Here is a 22,489-nt window from a genome sequence, read left to right as displayed (position 1 = left end):
CCGCTCCACCGAACAAAGGCCCAGGTCAGAGTCCGTTTCTCAGACCGGGCCTTTCTTCTTTCCGCGGCCCTTCCGTGCCCGTTGCGTGCCCGATCCCTTCTTCGTGCCCTTCCGCTGCCCGCGCGCCTTCTTCAGCGCCATGCCCAGGCCCTCCGCGATCACCTGGTCTCGCTCGGCGCTCCACCAGACCCGGAAGCTCCCCCAACGAGTCAATCCGCATCATCGCAACACTCCCGATCCTCCGGCTCCTCCCACTGGATCAACCCCCAAGGCCCCCGAAGCTGAGCCGGTCACGAGGACTCAGTTGCCCCAGATCATCGCTGGGGGACTCCGCCGTCCCCCAGACCCCCGCGTAGCCAGAGCACTCATCCGCGCTTCGAGCTCTGTCACGGGTTCTCGCCGTTGCGCGGATGAGCACTCTGGACTGGGTGAGATCGCGCGGCCCTACGTCAGCGTCCCATCCTCCGCACCGGTTGTCGGCACGCTGACCCGATCAGCGGGTCCTCCGCGCGAAAGACGGGCTGCCGAACGCAGGGCGGTAGCCGTCGACCGAGTTCGGTCTTGTGGAAGCGTGACGGGATGGACTCTACGAAGACGTTGAAGTGCGCGGCCCGGGAGTGCCCCCATCCCGCCACGCGGGGGGAGAACTGGGGTAACGATCAACTCGGCCCCGTCGAGACGTACCGGGTGGGCGTTCAGCTCAGGCTCACAGTGCTGGACATGGCCGTTGGCCTCACTCTGTGCGAGGAGCACGCGCAGGCGTTGACCGCTCTTGCCTGGAATCCGGTACTGGCCCAGCTTGCCGAGTGGGGTTGGCGTCCGCTGCGATCCATCCAGCAATGAGGACTCGACTCAACGCCCCATGCACCACAGGTTCAAAGCTCCTCCCACGCCGCACCAGGCTGATGAGGCGACTCCCCCATCACGAACCAGTACTGGAGATCTTGGAACCGCTCCATCGCCTTCTCGTAGTACTCCACAGGCTCCGGACGCGGGAAGTCCGGATGACCGGTCCAGTCCTTCACCCAAGCCGCACAGCACCAGAACCCGTCGACGAGCCACCGTGGCAGCTCCTCCCGGCACTCGAACTCAGCGCACACCCGGCGCATCGCCTGCTCAAGCCGGCTGAACGCGGGCTTGTCCCAGACGAAATCCGGGCGAAGCCGCCCGAGGAAGGTCTCCTCACCGGCCGCGAACTCACCCCGCAGAAACATCAGATCATCCACGCCAGCCATCATGCCGAGCGCCACCGACAACGCCCGCCGGCTCACAACGCTGATCGCCCATCAGAAGCGCCTCGCCAGCCGTGCCCGTTGCGTGCCCGTTGGAGGGGTGCGCAAGGGGGAACAGCGGGGAGCCGCAGGGAAGACGGCATAGCCTCTGACCTGGGGAAGGGCAGGTCAGAGGCTTGTGCGCCGAGGTCTTCCAAACTAGCTACGCGGGTTCGATTCCCGTCATCCGCTCCAAGCTTTCCGCAGGTCAGAGCCATGATCGGGATAAGTGACCACTGGCCTCGCAGTTCGGGCAGTCGTAGCGCTCGACCGCCGCGGCGATCTTGATCATTTTGTCGGTGGCTGCTGGGAGTATCGGGGCCATGAGCGCCTCTGCTTCCGGTTACGCCTGGTATCGCGAGTACCGGCACGGCCTTCTCACCCACGGCTACTGCCTGGCCTTCGTCGAAGGTCTGAGCCCCGCCGAGTACCTGGCGCGGCTGGCGGCCGACGCTCACGAGAACTGCGACGGCATGGACGCGTACCTCGAACGGGACATGCGCTTCCAGGATGCGCAGGAGGACTTCGGCGACCAGACGCTGGTGGGTGCGACCGCGGTGCGGGGTTCGGGCGGTCCGTGGACACTCGCGGTGGAGATCAACGGTCTCGTCGGCATCGACGAGCAGCTGATGCCGCCCGCGTCGCGCGGCACCCGGATCTTCGCGCACTACCTCAACATCAACGCCCTCAGGTGCTTCTACTGGTGGCAAGACGGCGAACAAAGAACCGCGTTCGAATCTCCCTGGCAGCGCTACGGGTCCATGCCCGATGGGCTGCTGCCCGCGATGGCCCGCGTCGGCTACGACCTGAGCGACCCCGAGACCGCCTACGACGAACCGGTCAAGCTCGGCACTCCCGGTCTCTTCGCCCTCGCCGAAGAACTCACCGGCGTCCGCGTCTCCCCCGAACTCCTCGACACCTCCGTCTACACCACCGGAATCGTCACCATGCCCGTGCCCGAACCCGCCCGGGTCGTCATCGACGTCACCGACGCGCACGGCGACCGCTTCCACCGCGAATTCCGCTGACCCGAACGCGCCGCGCCCGGCAGCCGTGCCGACTCCTCGATTCGGAGCACCCCTTGGACGTCCACCGGCTGCGCAATACCTGGAACCGATTCTCCGGCTGGCCTCCCGAGTAACGCCAACCTGCCCCCAGAGCAACCGGCCCAGCGCTCAGAATCACCCCGGCTGCTCAGCTTCCGCCCTTTTCTCCCGTTCCTCATAGGCCTCAACCCGGGTCATCCGGCATGAGAAGCGTGGGATCGCGTTCACCTTCACCGACGATGAGGGTGAGCAAGACGCGCGGATCGCCCTCGTCGCACGGATCGTTCCCTCCCCCATGATCGGCCTCTTCCTCACCGCCTACTGTGCGGCTCACGCGTCTGCACAGCAGGCATCAGAGCCAAGTTGAGGGGCAAGAGACCGTGCCCCTTGCGTGCCCTTTGGAGGGGTCAGGTGGGGGTGGGGTGGAGCCAGTGTTGTAGGGAGGTGGTGACGGCGTCGGGGGTGTCGTCGCCGAGGAGGTTGGGGGGTGTGGGGTAGCCGCGGCGGTTTAGGTGGAGGGCGAGTAGGGCGTAGGAGGGGCGGAGGTTGCGGATGGTGTCGGGGGGGATGGTTATGGTTTGGTCCGGGATTGCGGGGGTTAGGGTGTCGCGCTCGTAGACGGCGGTGAGGTCGAGGATGCCCCAGTGTCCGGCGCGCTTCTCCAGGCGGTAGTAGAGGCGCGTGAAGGATGTGAGGTGGACGGGCACCCCGTCCCAGGTGATCTGGAAGTCGATGGCGGTGGCGACCTCGGCGAAGGCGCGGTCGCCTTCGCACTGGACGATGGGCGGGCCGAGGCGGTGGACGGCGCGGTCGCCGCGCCCGCTCATCGCCTCGGACTCGCGCACGAAGTCGGGGCCCGACCCGGTGAACCAGCTCAGGGAGACGGTGGAGTCGGGGAAGTACGCGTCGCGCATCTGGTGCCACCAGCCCCGGTCCCGGCCCTGACGTTCGCGCAGGATGAGTTGGGTGATGTCCTCTGTGTCGCTCATGGGGATCCTCTCGGGGTCAGGCGGTCTCGTGTTCGATGCCGGCGCACCAGACGCGTTGGACGGCGCGGGTCGCGCTGATGTCGGCGAGGGGGTCGGCCGCGATCAGGAGGAGGTCGGCGCGCTTGCCGGGGGTGATCGAGCCCCGGTCGTCGAGGCCGAAGTAGCGGGCGGTGAGGGACGTCGCGCTGTGCAGGACCTCCAGAGGGGTCAGGCCCGCCTGGACGAGGAGTTCAAGCTCCTCGTGGATGCTCTCGCCGTGCTTGACGGCGAAGGGGGCGCCGGGTTCGTCGTTGGCGTCGGTGCCGACGAGGATCGGGACGCCCGCCTCGTGCAGGGCGGCGACCGTGCGCACGCTGCCGGCGAAGCCCTCGGGCCTGCCCATGCCCTCGGCGACGCCGCGCATCATGATCAGCGTGGGGATGGCGACGCGGCCGCCGTCGAGCATCCGTGTGACGTCGGCGGGCTCGATCGGCGCGCCGAGCGGGACGTGGGTGATGAAGTCGACGCCTGCGTCGATGGCCATGGTGACGGCGGCGGCGGACGCCACGTGGGCGATCGTCTGCCTGCCCGCGTCGTGTGCCGCGCGGACGAGCTCGCGGGCCGCGTCGGCGGGCACGCCGCCGCCACCGGGCGCCTCAAAGACGAGCTTGATGTACTCCGATCCCTCGGCGACCCGGACGGCGACCCAGTCCCTGGCGAGGGCGGGGTCGGTCACGATGGCGTCCTTGGACATCTTCGGCATGTGCGCGTGCGCGCCGCCGGGGCCGATGGCGGGCAGACCCGCGCTCTGGATGTCGCACGTGCCCTTCGCGCCGCGCAGCGACGCGGGCAGCTCGGCGGGCCAGGCCGCCATGTCAAGGCCGGTGGTGACGCCGTAGCGGGCCAGCGCGTCGAGGCTCTCCGGGCCGTGGACGTGCACATGCGCGTCGATCAGGCCGGGCAGCAGGACGCCGCCGGCCGCGTCGATCTGCGGTCTGAGTGCGCTCGCCTTTGACAAGCTTGCGCCCCGCGCGGGGACGGGCAAGTCGGTGCTGTACCGCCGGTGGTCGACGCCGGAGGAGCTGCTGCTCGCCGCGCTCGGCGACCCGGTGGTCGGCTTCGGCGAGTTCGTCGCCCCCGACACCGGATCACTGCGCGGCGACCTGCTCTTCCTGCTCGGCAGGCTCGCCCGGATCCTCGACGAGCCCCGCGGCCGCGCCCTCCACCCGCTGATGACGCAGTTCAGCACCCCGCCCGAGCTCTACGCCCGCGTCAAGGAACTCGTCATCGACCCCAACCACAAGATCGTGATGGACTGCCTGCACGCCGCCGTCGCGCGCGGCGAGGCCGACCCCGCCGCCGCGACTCCCCTCGTCGCCTCCGTGGGTCCCCGCCTCCTGTTCTCCGAGGCTCGAGATCGCGCCACCCTCACCCAGGGCACCGTCGAGTCGATCGTCGACGAGGTTCTCCTTCCCCTCACCGCGCCCCGCGCCTGACCCGGCGCGGCGCTCGGCTGTTCGGTGGGGGCGGATTCGGGGGAAAGGTGGCGGGGTGGGGGTGGGTGCGGTTGGGTGGAGGGGTGGCGGAGATGGGAGGGGTCGGGGTGGGGGGGTTCGGGAGGGTTCTCGGGGGGCGGTATGAGGTGCTGAGGGTGTTGGGGAGGGGGAGCTTGGGGGTGGTCTATGAGGGGAGGGACCTGGAGTCCGGGGGGTTGGTTGCGGTGAAGGTGGTGGATGAGGGGCTGGTCAGGGGGCTGGGGTCCGCGGCGTTCGTGGTGCGGGAGGTCTGGGGGGTGGCGGGGAGCGTGCGGCATCGGGGGGTGGCTGAGGTGCTGGACGTGGGGAACGATCATGAGCGGGGCGTTTGTGTGGTTTCGGAGTTCGTTGAGGGTGGGGTGCGGGTGGATGAGGTGGGGGTGGGGGCGTTGGGCGAGGGATTCGTGTTGGAGGTGGCCGAGGGCGTTCTTGCGGTTCTGGCGGAGGGGCACGCGCGCGGGGTGGTGCACGGGGATGTGAAGCCGTCGAATGTGCTCGTGGTGCGGCGGGGCGGGCGGGTGCGGGTGAAGGTCACGGATTATGGGCTGGTGCGGGTGCTTTCGGGGACGGGGACTCGGTTCACCCGGGCCGGGGAGATGATCGGGGGCGCTGCTTGGACGCCGCCCGAGGAGGCTGAGCGGGGGGCTGAGGGGACGGCTTGGACGCCCGCGGCAGGGACCGCGTCCGGCGGGCCCGAAGGGGACGTCTACTCGGTGGGGTGTTTGCTGTACGGGCTGCTGACGGGGGCGCCGCCGTTCCGGGGGGATGTGCAGGGGGTGCTGCACCAGCAGGTGCATCGGGTGCCCGCGCCTCCGTCGGAGGTGACGCCCGGGATTTCCGCGGACTGGGACGCGGTGATCATGCGCGCGCTCGCGAAGCGGCCGGAGGATCGGTTCGCCGACGCGGGGGCCATGCGGGATGCCCTTGAGCCGTTGCGGGCCTCGGCTCCTTACCGGAAGGCTTCCGTGGCCGAGCCGCCGCCCATGGGCGCGGGCGAGATCCTGGGGGGAGGGCCGCCGCGGCGGAGGCGTGCGCTCTGGGTGACTCCTGTCGCCGTGTTGGCGGCGGCGGGCGCGGCCGCGTATTTCCTTGTCGGGCCCGGTGGGGAGTCGCCTGTGCGGTCGTCGGCCTCGCCGGAGCAGGCGGTGCCGGTGGTCCCCTCGGGCGAGCCCGTTCTGCTGGGGCACATGACGTGGCTCGGCGACGGGGTCGACGAGGATGTGAACGCCGTCCGGCTCGCCGTGGACGCCTACAACGCGACGGGCCCGGCCGTGCCGATACATCTGCGGGTCTACGACGCGTCGGGCAACGCCAACAGGCAGGTGCTCGCCCAGCGCGCTGTGGATGAGGGGGTCGTCGGGATCATCGGACCCGCGTACTCCGGTGACGCCGAGGTCGTCGCGCCCGTCCTTGAGGAGGCGGGGATTCCCAGCGTCGCGTACGGGACGACGGTGGCGGGGCTCGGGGACCGGGGACTTCGCTACTGGCACCGGGTCATCCCCGGAGACGACGTGCAGGGCGACGCCGTAGCCGAGTTCCTTGTGCAGCGGTTGAAGGCCGGGCGCGTGGCCGTCGTGCATGACAACACGGTGGACGGGCGACCTCTCGCCGAACGGGTACGGGACGCAGTGACGGGCTCGGGCCGAACGGCGCGTCAGTGGGACTACGAGCACGACCAGGACGCGTTCGGGCAGTTGGTGAAGGACGTGAAGGCGTTCGACGCGGACGCCGTGTTCGTCGCCGGGCACGACCCGGGGGCGGGCAGGCTGCTCAACGCGCTTCGCGAGGGCGGCGTCGACGTGCCGTTCGTCGGCGGGGACGGCACGTTCGGGCCCGAGCTGACGAAGACTGCGGGCACCGCCGCCGAAGGCGCGTACGTGTCTTGCGCGTGCCTTGTAGATCCCGAAGGCAAGCACCTGCCTGAGGCCACGGATTTCACCGACGCCTATCGCGACGCGTACGACAACCCGCCTTCCCAGGCATACGCGGCCGAAGCCTACGACGCCGTCACGCTGTTCATCAGGGCCGTGCAGGCGGGCAAGATCCTTCCGGGGGACGTCAACTCCTGGCTTTCGACACAGGTCACCGCGGGCGTCACCGGGCCGCTCGGATTCGGCGCGGACGGCGAGCCGAGGGACCCGTCGATTTACCTCTACCGGGTGGAGAATGGCGCGTTCGTGCTGCTGGGGACGTCAACCGAGGCGCGACCCTGACGAGGTCCGCGCTTTCCCTTTCCACCGGCGATAACACCAACAATCACCCTTATCGGAACCCAGGGAAGCCCCACCCGAACGACCCTGCGGCTTAGACTGAAGGTACCGAAATGAAGGAAGAACACCAGATGGACTTAAAGGTGTTCCCCCTACATCTCGGACCCGCCGAGGCGACAACCGAGACGGCCCAGTCCCTATCGGACCGCACGGCGAGAAGAAGGAAACCACCGGAGACGGGCAATACGGCCCGCCTCCGGTGTATTTGTGGGTCGGGACGGCCGTCGGTGGGCATGATCTTGAAGTGGCGATCTTGGTGGCGGCGGTGGCGGCGCTCGCCACGCTGTTCGGCGGATGGGTGGCCGCCCGGACACGGGACCGGCGGCATCTCGTGCTGGGGTTCGCCGCGGGGTTGATGCTTGGCGTGGTCGGGTTCGATCTTGTGCCCGAGGCGATGGAGTACGCGTCGTTCGAGGTGCTCGGGGTGCCCGCGGCCAGCGTCGGGATCGTCGCGGGGTTCCTGACGATCCACGTGATCGAGCGCGGCCTCGCGCTGCACCGGGCGCACGAGGCCGAGTACGGGCAGCACAGGCACGAACTGCAGCGGATCGGGCTGCTCAGCGCGGGCGGCCTCATCCTGCACTCGGCCCTCGACGGGTTCGGCATCGGCATCGGCTTCCAGGCGGGCACCGCCGTCGGCGTGTCCGTCGCGATCGCGGTGATCGCGCACGACTTCGCCGACGGGTTCAACACCTTCACCCTCGCCTCGCTCTACGGCAACGGGCGCGCCCGCTCCCTCGCCCTCGTCGGGGCTGACGCGCTCGCGCCGATCGCCGGCGCGGCGCTCGGCAGCCTCTTCCAGGTCCCCGACCGCCTCGTCGGCCTCTATCTCGGGTATTTCGCCGGTTTCCTGCTGTATCTGGCGACCGCCGACATCCTGCCCGAGGCGCACGCCCGCCACCCGTCGCGGCTGACGCTGCTGTGCACGGTCGCGGGCGCCCTCGCCATGTGGGTGGTGGTCGGGATCAGCCACCGGCACTGACGAGGGCGGCGGCACGTCAGTCCTCGGTCAGCTCCGGCGCCCGGTAGTAGGTCGTGATACCCGCGGCCTCCCAGCGCGCTGTGTGGGCGCGGAGGCGTCGGGCGTGGGAGTCCCAGTCGCGCGGGGCGGCCGACCAGGCGACGTCGGCGACGCCGGGCAGGCGCGGGAACAGCATGTGGTCGAGGTCGTCGGGGGTGTGCAGGGTCTCGGTCCACAGCGGGGCCTCGACGCCCGCGACCTCGGCCCCCGGCACGAGCGCCTCGGGGTCCCACTCGTAGGACTGCCGGACGCTGACGGTCCCCGCCCACTTGAGTCCGAGTTCGGTGTCCTCGGCGTACTTCTGGTCGAGGTAGACCCGGTCGGCGGGCGACATGACGAGCTTCGCGCCGGCCCGCGCGGCGGCGGTGAGCGCGTCGGGCACGTCCTCGCTGGTGGGCCGCCAGTACTGGAGGTGGACGCCCGGGGGAAGGCCGGGCGCGGAAGCAGCTTCCTGCCACGCGACGACGGTCTTGCCGCGCTCCCCCACCAGCGGCAGTACGCGGGACATGAAGTGGGCGTAGTCCTCGGGCGTCGTGGACAGCGCCTCGTCTCCGCCGATGTGGAGGAAGCCGCCGGGGGTGAGGGCTGACAACTCGCCGAAGACGTCGTCGAGGAAGGCGTACGTGGAGTCGCGGTGGATGGCGAGTTCGCTGAACCCGACTTCGACGCCCTCGTACAGCTCGGGAGCCTCCTGCGTGGACAGGAACGGGTAGCTGGACATGGCCGCTTGCGTGTGCCCGGGGACGTCGATCTCGGGGACGACGGTGAGGTACCTCTCGGCCGCGTACGCGACGATCTCCTTGAAGTCGTCCTGGGTGAAGAACCCTCCGGGAGGTCCCCCTACCGCCGTGGTGGAGCCGTGTTCGGTGAGCCGTGGATAGCCGGCCATCTCCAGCCGCCAGCCTTGGTCGTCGCTCAGGTGCAGGTGCAGGACGTTGAACTTGTAGGGCACCACGCGGTCGATGAACCCCTTGACGGCGGCGACGTCAAAGAAGTGCCTGGCGACGTCGAGCATCACGCCGCGCCACGCGTACCTTGGCCCGTCCTCGACGGCGACGTACGGGAGGGTCCACGGGCCCGCTGACGGCGTCGGCGACTCGATCTGCGGGGGCAGGAGTTGGCGCAGCGTCTGGACGGCCCGGAAGAGCCCTTCGTCGGTATGCGCGCGCAGCCTTACGCCGCCTTCGGCGACGTCGAGGAGGTAGCCCTCCCTGCCGAGGGAGGGCGGCCCGTCAAGGGTGAGCGCGACGGTCGCGGGCGTGCCCGGTTCGGGGGCCGGGAACGGCAGGCCGGTGGCGCGGGTGAGCAGCGCGCGCAGGAAGGCGGCGGCGGGTCCGTCCGGGGCGGTCAGCGTGGCGCGCCCGTCGAGGACGAGTTCGCCGGTTCCGGGCAGCAGGGCGCGCGGGACGGGGATGAGGTTCGGTTCCACATCCGCATATTAAACAGGTTTCTTTCCTGTTTAAATAAGTCCGCCCAGATCACCCCGTTCCACGGCTCACGCGCAGCTCGTCCGACGACGGCGTCGGCACCACGATCTCGGCCCTCGGCTCGGCCTCGGGCACCGGTCCCGCCGACAGCGCCGCGACGACGCCGAGCGCCAGCCCGGCGACCACGGCCATGATCGCCAGCACCAGCAGGGGACGCCCGGGACGTCCTGGTATCTCCTCTTCTTCGGGAGGCGCGGCGGCGTTCTCCTCGCGGCCGACCAGGCGCATCATCAGCTCCGGGGCCGTCGGACGGTTCTCCGGCTTCTTGGCCAGGGCCGCGCGGACGAGATCCTTCAGCGGGCCGTCCTCGAGGCCGCGCAGGTCAGGCTCCTCCTGGACTACCCTGCGGGCCACGTCGAGCGCCTGGCCCTCCCCGAACGCCGGACGGCCCGTGCCCGCGTACGCCATCAGCAGGCCCCAGGCGAACACGTCGGCGGCGGGGGTCGCCGAGCCGCCGACGAGGACCTCGGGGGCCATCCAGCCCGGCGTGCCGAGGACGGTGCCGGTGGTGGTCCAGCTTGTGGAGGCGTCAAGCGCGCGGGCGATGCCGAAGTCGATCACGCGCGGGCCCGACAGCGTCAGGACCACGTTCGACGGCTTCAGGTCGCGATGTACCAGGCCCGCCTCGCGGATCGCCGCGAGCGCCGTCGCCACCCCGGACGCGACCCCGTGCAGGTCCGACGCGGGCAGCGGGCCGCTCTCGTTGACGCGCCTGGCCAGCGGCACCCCGCCGATGTACTCGCTGACGATGTAGGGCAGCCCCGCCGCGTGCAGGGCGGTGTCCTCGCCGTGCGCGACGATCGCCGCCGTGCAGAACGACGCGACCCGGCCCGCGAGCGCGGCCTCGTCGGCGAACCTCGCCCGGAACACCGCGTCCTCGGCGAGCCTCGGATGGATCGTCTTGACGGCGACGCGCGCGCCGTCCTCCCCCTCCGCCAGATAGACGGTGCCCATGCCGCCCGAGCCGATCCGGCCGAGCAGGGGGTAACCGCCGACGGACTTGGGATCTTCCAACGCCAGCGGGAGAATCCCGCCCGGCAACGTCTCCTGCACCTGCGTCCGTTCCTGTCGCGCCGTGTGTCGTGCGCTCCAAGCGTGCCCGATCCGCGCGGCGCTATCGGGCATCTGTGCCGAATCGTCACCACGCCGTTCCCCGGCCGCCGCCCACGACGGTGAGACGGGGCGAACTTGGTTCGTTGGCACGAAACAAACACGTCACCGGCGTGTAGCCTCCCGTGCGATCTCGCGTCCTAAGCTGAAGTCAGCTCCGAGAGATCGGGGCCGCGCAGGACCGGAAGCGAGACCGTCGTCGGCTCCTCCTCGACGGACGACGGTAAGGCGACCGGAACGCGCGGCGGACCGGTGACCCGCGTGCGAGAACCCCAGGGGTGGGAGGTACTAGCACGCGGGCACCGGCATGTTCAATTGTCGCGGCTTCGCCGCGACGGGCGAGTGGTGCGCCGGGGTGGAACCCGGGTGGGTTGCGGGCTGAGGTGGAACTCCTGCTCCGGGGTATAGGGCTTGGGGGCGACGCGCTGTGTTTTATTGTCGCGGCTCCGCCGCGACGGTGATTGGGCGCCGGGAAGTCGCCGTCTTCCCTCCGGTCTGCTCGCCTGGCGGCTCACAGACCTCCGGTCCAGACGGCGACGCGCCCAATCACTCTGGGGTCTTCCACCCAAAGGCCGTGGCCCCGGTTTAGCTGGAAGCCTGCTCTTCTCGTTTTCTACTTCACTCTTACCTGCCAGCCGATGGGGACGAGGTTGAAGATTTTCATGTCTGTGCCGAAGGGGAGGCGGGCGCAGCCGTGGGAGTCGGGGTAGAGGGGGACGTTGGGGGAGCCGTGGAGGGCGTAGCCGCGGTAGAAGTAGATGGGGTTGTAGAGGGTGCCGAGGGGGGCGTGGCGGACGCCCTTGATCTTGCGTTCGACGCGGAAGTAGCCGCGGGGGGTGCGGGAGACCGCGCCGTCCTCGTAGCGGCCGCTACCGGTCGAGGTGTGGCTGATGAGCGCGATCTTGCCGTTCTTGTAGACCACGACGAGCTGCTTGCTGATGTTGACCTCGACGCGGTTGCGCTCGCGCTTCTTCTTCGCCGTGATGACGGTCGGGAGCTTGGGCTTGTCGAGCGCCTTCCAGGTCTTGCGGCCGACCTTGCCGGTCGATGACGTCTCGAGGCCGTTGACCTTCTGGAACGCCCACACCGCGGCGCGGGTGGTGCCGCCGAACTTGCCGTCGGCCTTGCCCGGATCGTACTTGAGCTGCAGGAGGCGCTGCTGGAGCTTCTTCACCGCGGCGCCCTTGCTGCCGAGCGCGAGGTTCGGCGTGTCGGTCGGGGCGGCCTGCGCACCCCCGGCGAGCGGGCCGGCGACGAGCGTCGCGGCGAGCGCGACCAGCGCAAATTTCCTCACACATACCCCCATGAAGATGATCTGTCGATCAGCAAACCCGACCACATGCTGGGGAAATGTGTCAACAGTCCGGATGATGAAGGAGGTACGACTACCTTCGGTTACCAACCGGATAGATTGCATTTTAAGGTAGATAAGTCACCATAGACCTGTGTTCGGCAACAACATCTACCAAAAGGAGAACCCCGCACTTGTCGGGGGATCTCGCCAACAGGTGTACGAACAGCTCTGGAGTGCCGATTCCGCCAAGCGGAAGCGGGCCAGACTGCGCGGAGTGGTCGTCGCGCTCGTCGCCGGATACGTGTTCGGCGTTTTTGTCGGCGGCCTCGCCATCTATTGGGCGCTCGGCTTCGCCGTCGGCTTCCTCGCCTACGACGGCCTGCGCTACCTGCGCGTCCGCGCGGAGTCTCGGGTGTGGCGGCACGGCGAGGACGGCTCGGTCGCGACCGCGCGGGCGCTGCGCGTGCTGGAGGCCGCCGGACGCGGCGAGTACGCGGTCCTGCATCGCAGAGCCGTCCCCGGCCACGGGGTCGTCGCGCACGTCGTCGCCTCCCCCGGACGGCTGTGGCTCGTGCAGAACCTCGTGCACTCCCCCGACGTCGACCTCGTCGCCGTGAAGGGCAGGCTCTTCTTCGGCAAGGACTCCCAGGCCAAGCTCGTGGCGAGCTGGGAGGACCTGGCCCGCGACGTGTCCGAGGCGGTCTCCCAGGAGATGGGCGAGCCCGTCAAGGCGTCGGTGGTGGTGGCCGTCCACGGCGGACGCGTCGGCGACGCGAGGATGACCGCGGGCGGCGTCGTCCTGATGCGTTCGTGGCGCGTCCCGGCGTGGATCAGGGGCCGCGCGAAGGACGACGGGTCGGCCGTCACCGCCCACGAGATCGCGCAGACCGCACAGCGGCTGTTCGGCCCCGGCAAGTCCGCCTAGACCTCGGGAAGGCCGCGCAGCAGCATCTCGAGGCCGACCTCGAACTCGGCGTCCGCGTCGTAGACGTGGCCTTCGGCGACCAGCGCGGTGACGTTCGGGTAGTCGGCGGGGTCGATCGCGTCCGCGCCCCGGATGAACGGGTCTCCCCCGGTCCCCGAGGTCGCCTCGCGGGCGAAGCGCGCCTCGCGCAGCAGCGAGCCGATCACGTACGAAAGGAACGCCGAGGCGATGCGGGCGGCCTGGCCCCCGGCGAATCCGGCCGCGCGGGCGATCTCCATCGCGTGCTCGTACAGCCGCAGCGTCGCCGGCGACTCGAACGTCCTGGTGATCACGAGGTTGACGGACTTCGGCCGGTCCTTGGCGATCTTGCGGAAGGCCCGCATCATGCCCCTGGCGCGCTCGCGCGGGTCGGCCGCCGGGTCGTCGGCGAAGTCGAGGTCGGACACCACACGCTCGACGACGGCGTCGACAAGGGCCGCCTTGTTGGGCACGTGGTGGTACAGGGACATCGCGGCGACCCCGAGGCGTGCCGCGACCTTGCGCATGGACAGCGCCTCGACGCCGTCGCGTTCGATGAGGTCGATCGCGGCGTTGACGATGGCGTCGCGGGAGAGCACGGCGCGCACAGGCTCCATGTTCATCCCTATCTATCCGGATAGTTTGTGGTCTATCCCATAAGTGGCTTTTGTCCAATCCTATACGCACATGACAAAAGGGCCGCCCGGCACCCACCCGGACGACCCTTTTGTATGACTCTGTACGGCTAACTGACTCTGTACGGCTAACCGATCAGGACGCCGCAGCGTCCTTCGCGCGCGCCCGCAGCGCCCGCGCGACGCCGTCGCGCCCCTCGCTCAGCAGCCGCACCAGCGCCGACGGCGGGTTCTCCGCCGCGATGTAGGCGGCGGTGCGGTCGATGGTCTCCTGGCTGATGTTGAGGAACGGGTAGGCGACCTCGGCGAACGTCTGGGACATGTCGCTGCTCCACTCCTTCCAGACCCTGCCGACCTCGGCGAAGTACTTGTCGGCGTAGGGCAGCAGGAGGTCGGCCTGGTCGGGCTCCACGAACCCGCCCATGGTCGCCCGGAACACCGCGTTCGGCAGCTTGCCGCCGATGATCCGCTGCCAGGCGGCCTCCTTGGCCTCCGGGGTCGGGATCGCGGCGCGCAGCGCGGCGGCGTGCCGCTCGCCCGCGGCGGTCGCGTCGCGCTCGTGCTCGGCCTTGATCTCGGCCTCGCCGGCCTTGCCGCGCACGACCAGGCGGCGCAGCAGGCCCCAGCGCAGGTCGGTGTCGACGTTCAGGCCCTCCAGGACGACCGAGCCGTCGAGCAGGCCCGCGAGGTAGCCGAGGTGCTCGTCGGAGGTCGAGGAGGACGAGAACGCCTGGAGGTAGGCGAGCTGGAAGTCCGAGCCTGGCTCGGCGGCCTTGGCCAGCTCGAACAGCGCGTCGGCCATCAGCGACAGGCCGGTCTCGCGCCAGGCCGGGTCGGCGTACTGGGAGACGGCCGTGCGCGCCTGGCGCAGCAGCGTCTGGGCGACCGAGATGTCGCTGACGCCGCCGATGCCGGAAAGCAGCAGCTTGACGTAGTCGCGGGTCGCCAGTTCGGCGTCGCGGGTCATGTCCCAAGCCGCCGACCAGGCGAGCGCGCGCGGCAGGCTGTCCCTGATCTCGCCGATCGAGGAGATCAGCGTGGTCAGCGAGTGCTCGTCGAGCCTGATCTTGGCGTAGGTGAGGTCGTCGTCGTTGACCAGCACGAGGTCGGGACGGCGCTCGCCGACCAGCTCGGGCACCGCGGTCTTGGCCCCGACGACGTCGAGCTCGACCCGCTTGCGCCGGACGAGCCCCTCGTCGGTCCTGTCGTACAGGCCGATCGCGATCCGGTGCGAGCGCAGCGTCGGGTAGTCCGGGACGGCCTCCTGCAGCACGGCGAACTCGGTGAAGACGCCGTCGGAGTCGACCTCGTACGACGGGCGCAGCGTGTTCACCCAGGACGTCTCGAGCCACTCCTTCGACCAGGAGGTCAGCTCGCGGCCCGAGGTCTCCTCGAGGGCGTCGAGGAGGTCGGTGAGCACGGTGTTGCCCCACGCGTGCCGCTGGAAGTACCGGCGGACGCCCTCGAGGAAGTTGTCAAGCCCGACGTAGGCGACGAGCTGCTTGAGCACCGACGCGCCCTTGGCGTAGGTGATGCCGTCGAAGTTGACCTCGACCGCCCGGATGTCGGGGATGTCGGCCGCGATCGGATGGGTGGACGGCAGCTGGTCTTGACGGTACGCCCACGCCTTCTCGGCGTTCGCGAACGTCGTCCACGCGCTCTTCCAGCGGGTCGCCTCGGCCTGGCAGAGCACCGACATGTACGTGGCGAAGGACTCGTTCAGCCACAGGTCGTCCCACCAGCGCATGGTGACGAGGTCGCCGAACCACATGTGGGCCATCTCGTGCAGGATGGTCTCGGCGCGGCGCTCGTAGGCGGCGTCGGTGACGCGCGACCGGAAGACGTAGTCCTCAAGGAACGTGACGGCGCCCGCGTTCTCCATCGCGCCCGCGTTGAACTCCGGCACGAACAGCTGGTCGTACTTGCCGAACGGGTACGGGAAGTCGAAGACCCGCTCGAAGTAGGCGAACCCCTGCTTGGTGACGTCGAGGATCGCCTCGGCGTCGAGGAACTCCGCCAGGGAGGCACGGCAGAAGACGCCGAGCGGGATGCGGCCGTCGTCGTAGGAGTCGCGCACGACGTGGTACGGGCCCGCGATGAGCGCGGTGATGTAGGTGGACATCCTCTCGGTGGCCGGGAAGCGCCACAGCGCGCTGCCGCCCTCGGGGGCGTCCTGCTCGGGCGCGGTGTTGGAGATGACCTGCCAGCCCTCGGGCGCGGTGACGTCGAACCGGTAGGTCGACTTCAGGTCCGGCTGGTCGAAGCAGGCGAACATGCGGTGCGCGTCGGCGGTCTCGAACTGGGTGTACAGGTACACCTGGCCGTCCACCGGGTCGACCATGCGGTGCAGGCCCTCGCCGGTGCGCGAGTACAGGATGTCCGCCTTGACCGTCAGTTCGTTGGCGGCCGCGAGGTCCGGCAGGGGGAGCCTGCCCTTGTCCGCGTCGTAGGTGGACACGTCAAGCGGGGTCCCGTTGAGTACCGCCTCGGTGACGACCGCGTCGTGCAGGTCGATGAAGGTCCGCCCGCCGGTCTCGGTCGCGCTGAAGCGCACCGTGGTGACCGCGGAGAAGCGCTCCTCGCCGGTGGAGACCGCCCCCGGGCCGTTGCCCTCGGTGACGTCGAGCGCCACCTCGTAGGACTCGACGGCCAGCGTCCGGGCCCGTTCCCGCGCCTCGTCGCGCGTCAGGTTGCCTGCCACGTGCCCCTCCCGATGTGTGATCGTGTGCTCTCCGGATCTTTTCATGTCTACCCTGAGCCGGGGAATCAACGGAGCTGACGGCCGGTTTGTCTTACCGGCAGACGCAGGCCATCACCCGGAGGTAAGCCTTGTCGGACAACGAGAAGATCACCGTCGACTTCTGGTTCGACCCCCTGTGCCCTTGGGCGTGGATCACGTCACGCTGGATCCACGAGGTCGCCGCGCAGCGCCCGTTGGAGCCGCGATGGCACGTGATGTCGCTTTCGGTGCTGAACGAGGGCAAGGACGTGCCCGAGCAGTACCGCGAGATGATCAAACGCGGCTGGGGCCCGGTGCGCGTCGCGATCGCGGCCGAGAAGAAGTACGGCTCCGACGTGCTCGGCCCGCTGTACACCGAGCTCGGCACCCGCATCCACAACGAGGGGCGCGGGATCACCGACGAGGTCATCGCCGAGGCGATCGCCGCGGCGGGCCTTGACGCGGCGCTGATCGAGGCCGCGACCGACGAGTCCTACGACGACGACGTGCGCGCCTCGCACCAGGTCGGCATCGACAAGGTCGGCCAGGAGGTCGGCACGCCGGTCGTGGAGATCGAGGGCCACGCGTTCTTCGGCCCGGTCATCACGCCGATCCCGCGCGGCGACGACGCGGTACGGCTGTTCGAGGGGCTGCGCCTGGCGGCGTCCGTCCCCGGCTTCTACGAGCTGAAGCGCACCAGGACCGCCCCGCCGACCTTCGACTGAGCGGAAACGGAAAGCCGCCGCCGAGCCCTGCTCGGCGGCGGCTTCGTCGTATGAGGGCGGGCGTTACGGCAGCGGCGGGAGCTTGCGGGTGTTCTCGTAGTCGGTGAGCATGTCGATGCGCCGGGTGTGGCGCTCCTCGTCCGAGTACGGGGTCGCCAGGAACAGCTCGACGAACCGCGTCGCGTCGTCCTGTGAGTGCTGGCGCGCGCCGATGCTGATGACGTTGGCGTTGTTGTGCTCCCTGGCCAGGGTCGCGGTGTCGTCGCTCCACACGAGCGCGGCGCGGATGCCCTTGACCTTGTTGGCCGCGATCGCCTCGCCGTTGCCCGAGCCGCCCAGCACGATGCCGAGGGAATCCGGCTCGGCGGCCGTGCCCTCGGCCGCGCGCAGCACGAACGGCGGGTAGTCGTCGACGGCGTCGTAGACCTTGGGTCCGCAGTCGACGACCTCGTGGCCGTTGGCCGTCAGCCAGCCGACCAGGTGCTCCTTCAGCTCGTAGCCGGCGTGGTCCGATCCCAGGAAAACTCGCATGCCCCAAGTCTCCCAGGTCAGGCCGGGAAGGCGAACTCCGGGTCCACCTGCGCGGCGAGGTCCTCGCCGGTCGCCCGGTTGGCCCAGCTCCGCGCGTTCTTGACGTGGAACTCCGTGGCCTGGCGCAGATACTTTTGCCAGTCCTTGACCTGCTCGTCGACGGTCTTGCGCAGCACGTCCATCGAGGCGATGCCGGCCTCCTCGAGGTGCGCGCCCTCGCGGCCCTGCTCGATCGCCCGGACTGCCGGGGAGTGGCCGAACCAGGTGAGCAGGTCCTCCCCGACGTGCTCGCGCAGGTAGGCGACGTCCTGCTCGTCGTGCACCTTGTTGCCGACGACCTTGATGGTGACGTCGTAGTCGCGCGCGTAGTCGGTGTACTGGCGGTAGACGCTGACGCCCTTGCGGGTCGGCTCGGCGACCAGGAACAGCACGTCGAAGCGGGTGAACAGGCCGGAGGCGAACGTGTCGGCCCCGGCGGTCATGTCGACCACGACGTACTCGCCCGGACCGTCCACGAGGTGGTTGAGGTACAGCTCGACCGCGCCGGTCTTGGAGTGGTAGCAGGCCACGCCGAGGTCGTCGTCGGTGAACGGGCCGGTGGCCAGCAGCTTCAGGCCGGGCGCGACGTCGAGCGACAGGTCGGTGTGGAACGGGTCCCTGCCGAACATGTGCAGCAGCCGTGAGCCGTGTCCCGGCGGGGTGGTCTTCACCATGGTCGCCGCCGAGGCGATGCGCGGGTTGTCGCCGCGCAGGTGGTCCTTCAGGGCGGTCAGGTGGTCGCCGAGCGCCGGGGCCGCGACGTCTTCCGCGAGGCCGAGCGCCGTGCCGAGATGCTGGTTGATGTCGGCGTCCACGGCCACGACGGGCAGGCCCGTGGCGTGCAGGTGCCGGATGAACAGGGAGGACAGGGTGGTCTTGCCGCTACCGCCCTTGCCGACGAAAGCTACCTTCACGATGGCCCCCGGGAATGAAGTGAAATGAAAACGGTTGTCACTTCGCAGTGTCGCCGATCACTCGCCGTGCCGCAACCGGAACGCGATTTCCGGCGGCGAGGACGGCGTTCCGGCGGGCTCAGGCGCCCGACAGGGCCTGGGGGACGAAGCCGAAGGGGAGTTCGAGCCGGTGCGCGGCCATGAGTTCGGCGTCGGAGAGCAGGTCGAGGGTGGGGCCGTCGGCGGCGATGATCCCGTCGGACAGGATCAGGGAGCGCGGGCAGAGCTGGGCGGCGTACGGGAGGTCGTGGGTGACCATGAGGACCGTCACGTCGAGGGAGAGCAGGATCTCCGCGAGCTCGCGCCGCGAGGCGGGGTCGAGGTTGGACGACGGCTCGTCAAGGACGAGGATCTCCGGGCGCATCGCAAGGACCGTCGCGACCGCCACGCGGCGGCGCTGGCCGAAGCTGAGGTGCTGCGGCGCGCGGTCGGCGAACGCGGCCATCCCGACCCGCTCCAGCGCCTCGGCGACGCGCTCGTCAAGCTCCCGGCCGCGCAGCCCGAGGTTGGCCGGGCCGAACGCGACGTCCTCCTTGACGGTCGGCATGAAGAGCTGGTCGTCGGGGTCCTGGAAGACGACGCCGACGCGCCGCCGGATCTCCTTCAGCGCCTTCTTGTCCGACGGGTCCACCGGCATCCCGCCCACCCGAACCGTTCCCGCACCTCCGTGCAGGATGCCGTTGAGGTGAAGGACGAGGGTCGTCTTGCCCGCCCCGTTCGGACCCAGAAGGGCGACCCGTTCGCCGCGCGCTATCGAGGTCGTCACCCCGAACAGCGCCTGGGTGCCGTCGGGGTAGGCGTAGGCGAGGCCGGAGACCTCAAGTGAAGCGTCCATTCAGCCCAGCCTAAAGGCGACCATCCAAGCGGCGGCCGCCACCACGGCAGCTGCCGCGGGCAGTAGCGCGCTGGCCGCCCACTGCCCCCGGGACGCGCCCGCCTCGGCGAGGACGGGCATCCTGCCGTCGTAGCCCCGGCTGAGCATCGCCAGGTGGACGCGTTCACCACGCTCGTAACAGCGCAGGAAGAGCGAGGCCAGGGAACGGGCGAGCACCTTGGCGTCGCGCAGGTCGCGCGCCTCGAACCCGCGTGACGCACGCGCCACGCGCATTCTGCGCAACTCGTCGGCTACGACGTCCAGGTAGCGGAACATGAATGTGGCGATCTGGGTGAGCAGTGGCGGCAGCCCGAGACGTTCGACGCCGAGCAGCAGCGTGCGCGGCTCGGTGGTGGCGGCGAGCAGGATCGACGCGACGACGCCGAGGGTGCCCTTGGCGAGGATCGTGAACGCGCCCCACAGGCCGTCGACGCTGAGCGCGAGGCCGAGCACCTCGACCTCGGGCCCTCGGGCGACGAACGGGAGGAACAGGGCGAAGGCCACGAACGGCACCTCGATCACCATCCGCCGCGCGATCGTCCCCGCCGGAATCCGCGCGACCGCCGCGACCGCCGCGAGCAGGACCGCGTACAGCGCGAACGCCCAGACCTCGTGCCTTGGCGTGACCGCGACGGCCAGCACGAAACCGACCGTCGCGACGATCTTGCAGTGCGGCGGCAGCGCGTGCACCGGGGAGTCCCGGCGCAGGTAGAGGCTGTGCGCGTGGCCCGCTCCCATGTCAGGCCCCGTCGCCGCGCTCCGGACGCCTGCGCAGCACCCAGAACAGGCCGCCTCCGGCCAGCAGGACGACGCCGACGCCGATCACGCCGGACAGGCCGCCGGACAGCCGCGCGTTCTCCACGCCCGAGACGCCGTAGTCGGCGAGCGGCCATTCGGCCCCCGCGTGGTCCTTGGCCCCGGCGTCGAAGCCCTTGTCGGCGGCGACCTTCTCCAGGCCGTCGGGGCTGCCCGAGGCGTAGTAGCTGACGAATCCGGCGAGGACCAGCGCGACGGCGAGGCCCACGGCCGCGACGATCCGCGCGCTGACGCCCGACCTGGCCTTTGACTCGTTGACCGTGCTCACGCTGCGGCTCCTTGCGTACCGGGCGACTGGACGAGGTGAAGTGGCCTGGCGAGGCCGCGCGCCCCGTGGACGAGGTCGGGCCGGACGGCCAGCGCGCTGGAGACGGTGACCGTGGTGATCAGCGCCTCGCCGATCCCGATGAGCAGGTGGACGCCCGTCATCGCGGCGAGCATCGACCCGAGCGGGATGTCGGTGGTGCCGCCGATCGCGTAGATCCCGGTGAAGGCGATCGCCGAGGCCGGGACCGAGATGAACGCGCCGGCGAACGCCGCGACCGGGACGCTCGACCTGCGCTTGGGCAGGACCGCGAGGAGCCCCTTGAAGACGCCGTAGCCGACCAGCACGGTGACCAGCGCCATGATCGTGATGTTGACGCCGAGCGCGGTCAGGCCGCCGTCGGCGAAGAGCAGGGCCTGAACGGCGAGCACGACCGAGACCACGAGCGCCCCGGTGTAGGGGCCGACGAGGATCGCGGCGAGGGCGCCGCCCAGAAGGTGGCCGCTGGTACCGGCGGCGACGGGGAAGTTGAGCATCTGGGCGCCGAAGACGAAGGCGGCGGTGACCCCGGCGAGCGGCGCGGTGGCGTCGTCCAGTTCGCGTCGTGCGCCGCGCAAGGCGACGCCCACGCCGATTGCGGCCACGACCCCGGTCGCGACCGAGACCGGCGCGTTGATGAAGCCGTCGGGTACATGCACGGCGAATCCTCCCTGGTAAGACCAACGTGTCCTACTTTGGAACGCACGAAACGCAGGTGCAAGGGTTTCGCAATAACGATCGTGGAGCTCTGTCCTCGGGGTGAGGGTCGGGCGGATTGACGCCGCAGGGTTGATTTGCTCGATACAGTGGCGGCGACATGCTGCAACGCCTGGTACACCTCATGCCGCCGAAGGTGCGCGCCCAACTGCGGCGTGTGCCGGTCCTCGTGGCGTTCTACCGCTGGCTGAGGCGCGGCAGAATCCGTGAGCGGTATGTCCTTGTCTTCCTGTCCGCGGTGGCGCTCGGCATGTGCGCGGGCACCAACTGGGTGGGCCAGCAGTGGTTCCCGCCCAGCGCGCTCGTCCTCGTCGTCCTCGCGGGCGGCCTGCTGCTGCGCGTCAAGGCGCTGACGGCGCTGCTCGTCGTGGTCGCCGGGGTCGTCGCGGTGGACAGCGCGATCATCGACCGCGGCTTCTCCCCCGGCATCCTCATCACCGTCGGCCTCACCACGCTGCTGGCGCTCGCGCTGTCGCGCAACCGCCAGCAGATCGGCGTGCAGGGCCTGCGCGGCGAGACCATGCTGCTCGAGCTGCGCGACAGGCTGAACCGCCAGGGCCAGATCCCCGCCCTGCCCGGCGACTGGGACAGCAATGTCGAGCTCGCCCAGGCGGGCGGATCGTCCTTCGGCGGCGACTTCGTCGTGTCATGCCGCCACCGCTCCGCCGACGACCGCGACCTGCTGGAGGTCGCGCTGGTCGACGTCTCCGGCAAGGGCGTCGCGGCCGGGACGAGGGCGCTCATGCTGTCGGGCGCGTTCGGCGGCCTGCTTGGATCGGTCCCTCCTGACCAGTACCTCGCGGTGTGCAACACCTATCTCCACCGCCAGTACTGGGACGAGGGGTTCGTCACCGCGGTCCACGTGGTGCTCGACCTGACCACCGGCGACTACGTGATCGAGTCCGCCGGGCATCCCCCGGCCGTCAAGTTCGACGCGAGCGCCGGAACCTGGCACGTCGGCACGGCCAAGGGCGTTGTGCTCGGTGTGGTCCCCGACCTCAAGTGCGAGCCGGAGAGCGGCCGCCTCGGCCCCGGGGACGCGCTCATGCTGTACACCGACGGCCTCGTCGAGCAGCCGGGGCGCGACCTCGACCAGGGCATCGACGAGCTGCTCGCCTCCGCCGAGCGGCTTGTCGCCCAGGGGTTCCGCAAGGGCGCGCGGGAGATCGTCCAGTCGATGTCCGCGGCCCACGACGACGACTGCGCGCTCGTCCTGCTGTGGCGGCGCTGA

General features: G+C 69.9%; 21 protein-coding genes. 7 read left to right on the top strand and 14 right to left on the bottom strand.

Going from position 1 to position 22,489, the window contains the following annotated elements; translation table 11 throughout:
- Window positions 1–875: 875 nt before the first annotated feature.
- Window positions 876–1,226 carry a hypothetical protein gene (locus tag R9X44_RS24315; RefSeq protein ID WP_319816572.1) on the bottom strand — a complete coding sequence of 117 codons (351 nt, stop codon included), beginning with the start codon at window positions 1,224–1,226 and terminating at the stop codon, window positions 876–878.
- 368 nt (window positions 1,227–1,594) lie between these two features.
- Between R9X44_RS24315 and R9X44_RS24310 the strand changes: the two genes are divergently transcribed.
- A complete protein-coding gene (locus R9X44_RS24310; protein WP_319816571.1) occupies window positions 1,595–2,299 on the top strand; it encodes a DUF6461 domain-containing protein in 705 nt (234 codons plus the stop codon).
- A gap of 425 nt (window positions 2,300–2,724) precedes the next feature.
- On the opposite strand, the gene R9X44_RS24305 is transcribed toward R9X44_RS24310, so the two are convergent.
- Window positions 2,725–3,306, bottom strand: a complete 582-nt coding sequence (locus R9X44_RS24305; protein ID WP_319816570.1) for a nuclear transport factor 2 family protein — start codon at window positions 3,304–3,306, stop codon at window positions 2,725–2,727.
- Window positions 3,307–3,322: 16 nt separating this feature from the next.
- A complete protein-coding gene (locus R9X44_RS24300; protein WP_319816569.1) occupies window positions 3,323–4,303 on the bottom strand; it encodes an amidohydrolase family protein in 981 nt (326 codons plus the stop codon).
- Between the two features lie 31 nt (window positions 4,304–4,334).
- Between R9X44_RS24300 and R9X44_RS24295 the strand changes: the two genes are divergently transcribed.
- The 3 genes from R9X44_RS24295 to R9X44_RS24285 all read left to right on the top strand — a co-directional run bounded on the left by R9X44_RS24295 (window position 4,335) and on the right by R9X44_RS24285 (window position 8,072).
- The gene (locus tag R9X44_RS24295) at window positions 4,335–4,781 is read left to right on the top strand and encodes a TetR-like C-terminal domain-containing protein (protein ID WP_319816568.1); all 447 of its coding nucleotides are present in this window, start codon (window positions 4,335–4,337) and stop codon (window positions 4,779–4,781) included.
- Window positions 4,782–4,873: 92 nt separating this feature from the next.
- On the top strand, window positions 4,874–7,033 hold the full coding sequence (locus tag R9X44_RS24290) for a bifunctional serine/threonine-protein kinase/ABC transporter substrate-binding protein (RefSeq protein WP_319816634.1): 2,160 nt from the start codon (window positions 4,874–4,876) through the stop codon (window positions 7,031–7,033).
- Window positions 7,034–7,334: 301 nt separating this feature from the next.
- Window positions 7,335–8,072 (top strand): ZIP family metal transporter, encoded by a 738-nt coding sequence (locus tag R9X44_RS24285; RefSeq protein WP_319816567.1) that lies wholly within the window; start codon window positions 7,335–7,337, stop codon window positions 8,070–8,072.
- A gap of 16 nt (window positions 8,073–8,088) precedes the next feature.
- Here the strand turns inward: R9X44_RS24285 and R9X44_RS24280 are convergent, their stop codons facing one another.
- The 3 genes from R9X44_RS24280 to R9X44_RS24270 form a co-directional block, all read right to left on the bottom strand.
- Entirely contained in the window at window positions 8,089–9,540 is a 1,452-nt protein-coding gene (locus tag R9X44_RS24280) for a beta-N-acetylhexosaminidase (RefSeq protein WP_319816566.1), read from the bottom strand.
- A 49-nt stretch (window positions 9,541–9,589) separates the two neighbouring features.
- Entirely contained in the window at window positions 9,590–10,651 is a 1,062-nt protein-coding gene (locus tag R9X44_RS24275; protein ID WP_319816565.1) for a serine/threonine-protein kinase, read from the bottom strand.
- A 670-nt stretch (window positions 10,652–11,321) separates the two neighbouring features.
- Window positions 11,322–12,002 carry a L,D-transpeptidase family protein gene (locus R9X44_RS24270; protein ID WP_319816564.1) on the bottom strand — a complete coding sequence of 227 codons (681 nt, stop codon included), beginning with the start codon at window positions 12,000–12,002 and terminating at the stop codon, window positions 11,322–11,324.
- 214 nt (window positions 12,003–12,216) lie between these two features.
- Here R9X44_RS24270 and R9X44_RS24265 point away from each other — a divergent pair, with 214 nt between their 5' ends.
- Window positions 12,217–12,927, top strand: a complete 711-nt coding sequence (locus R9X44_RS24265; protein WP_319816563.1) for a hypothetical protein — start codon at window positions 12,217–12,219, stop codon at window positions 12,925–12,927.
- On the opposite strand, the gene R9X44_RS24260 is transcribed toward R9X44_RS24265, so the two are convergent.
- Both R9X44_RS24260 and pepN read right to left on the bottom strand, forming a co-directional pair.
- Complete coding sequence (locus tag R9X44_RS24260) at window positions 12,924–13,562, bottom strand: TetR/AcrR family transcriptional regulator (RefSeq protein WP_319816562.1); 639 nt, start codon at window positions 13,560–13,562, stop codon at window positions 12,924–12,926. The two genes, R9X44_RS24265 and R9X44_RS24260, sit on opposite strands and share 4 nt — an antisense overlap.
- A gap of 154 nt (window positions 13,563–13,716) precedes the next feature.
- Window positions 13,717–16,281: an aminopeptidase N gene (pepN, locus tag R9X44_RS24255; RefSeq protein WP_319816561.1), complete on the bottom strand. Its 2,565-nt coding sequence runs from the start codon at window positions 16,279–16,281 to the stop codon at window positions 13,717–13,719.
- 128 nt (window positions 16,282–16,409) lie between these two features.
- Between pepN and R9X44_RS24250 the strand changes: the two genes are divergently transcribed.
- Window positions 16,410–17,024, top strand: coding sequence for a disulfide bond formation protein DsbA (locus R9X44_RS24250; RefSeq protein ID WP_319816560.1), 615 nt, complete (start codon window positions 16,410–16,412; stop codon window positions 17,022–17,024).
- Between the two features lie 63 nt (window positions 17,025–17,087).
- On the opposite strand, the gene R9X44_RS24245 is transcribed toward R9X44_RS24250, so the two are convergent.
- The 6 genes from R9X44_RS24245 to R9X44_RS24220 form a co-directional block, all read right to left on the bottom strand.
- The gene (locus R9X44_RS24245) at window positions 17,088–17,555 is read right to left on the bottom strand and encodes a ribose-5-phosphate isomerase (RefSeq protein WP_319816559.1); all 468 of its coding nucleotides are present in this window, start codon (window positions 17,553–17,555) and stop codon (window positions 17,088–17,090) included.
- A 17-nt stretch (window positions 17,556–17,572) separates the two neighbouring features.
- Window positions 17,573–18,508 carry an ATP-binding protein gene (locus R9X44_RS24240; protein WP_319816558.1) on the bottom strand — a complete coding sequence of 312 codons (936 nt, stop codon included), beginning with the start codon at window positions 18,506–18,508 and terminating at the stop codon, window positions 17,573–17,575.
- Between the two features lie 118 nt (window positions 18,509–18,626).
- Window positions 18,627–19,382: an ABC transporter ATP-binding protein gene (locus tag R9X44_RS24235; RefSeq protein WP_319816557.1), complete on the bottom strand. Its 756-nt coding sequence runs from the start codon at window positions 19,380–19,382 to the stop codon at window positions 18,627–18,629.
- Window positions 19,383–20,159 carry a cobalt ECF transporter T component CbiQ gene (gene cbiQ, locus R9X44_RS24230; protein ID WP_319816556.1) on the bottom strand — a complete coding sequence of 259 codons (777 nt, stop codon included), beginning with the start codon at window positions 20,157–20,159 and terminating at the stop codon, window positions 19,383–19,385.
- 1 nt (window position 20,160) lies between these two features.
- Window positions 20,161–20,505, bottom strand: coding sequence for a PDGLE domain-containing protein (locus tag R9X44_RS24225; protein ID WP_319816555.1), 345 nt, complete (start codon window positions 20,503–20,505; stop codon window positions 20,161–20,163).
- The gene (locus R9X44_RS24220; protein WP_319816554.1) at window positions 20,502–21,200 is read right to left on the bottom strand and encodes an energy-coupling factor ABC transporter permease; all 699 of its coding nucleotides are present in this window, start codon (window positions 21,198–21,200) and stop codon (window positions 20,502–20,504) included. The genes R9X44_RS24225 and R9X44_RS24220 overlap by 4 nt, the downstream gene beginning before the upstream one ends.
- Before the next feature lie 158 nt (window positions 21,201–21,358).
- Here R9X44_RS24220 and R9X44_RS24215 point away from each other — a divergent pair, with 158 nt between their 5' ends.
- Window positions 21,359–22,489, top strand: a complete 1,131-nt coding sequence (locus R9X44_RS24215) for a PP2C family protein-serine/threonine phosphatase (protein WP_319816553.1) — start codon at window positions 21,359–21,361, stop codon at window positions 22,487–22,489.

It is taken from the genome of Actinocorallia sp. A-T 12471, from assembly GCF_033875155.1.
In the GTDB taxonomy this organism is placed as follows: domain Bacteria; phylum Actinomycetota; class Actinomycetes; order Streptosporangiales; family Streptosporangiaceae; genus Actinocorallia.
The sequence above is the reverse complement of the archived record's forward strand: the minus strand, read 5'-3'. Positions and strand labels throughout refer to the sequence as shown.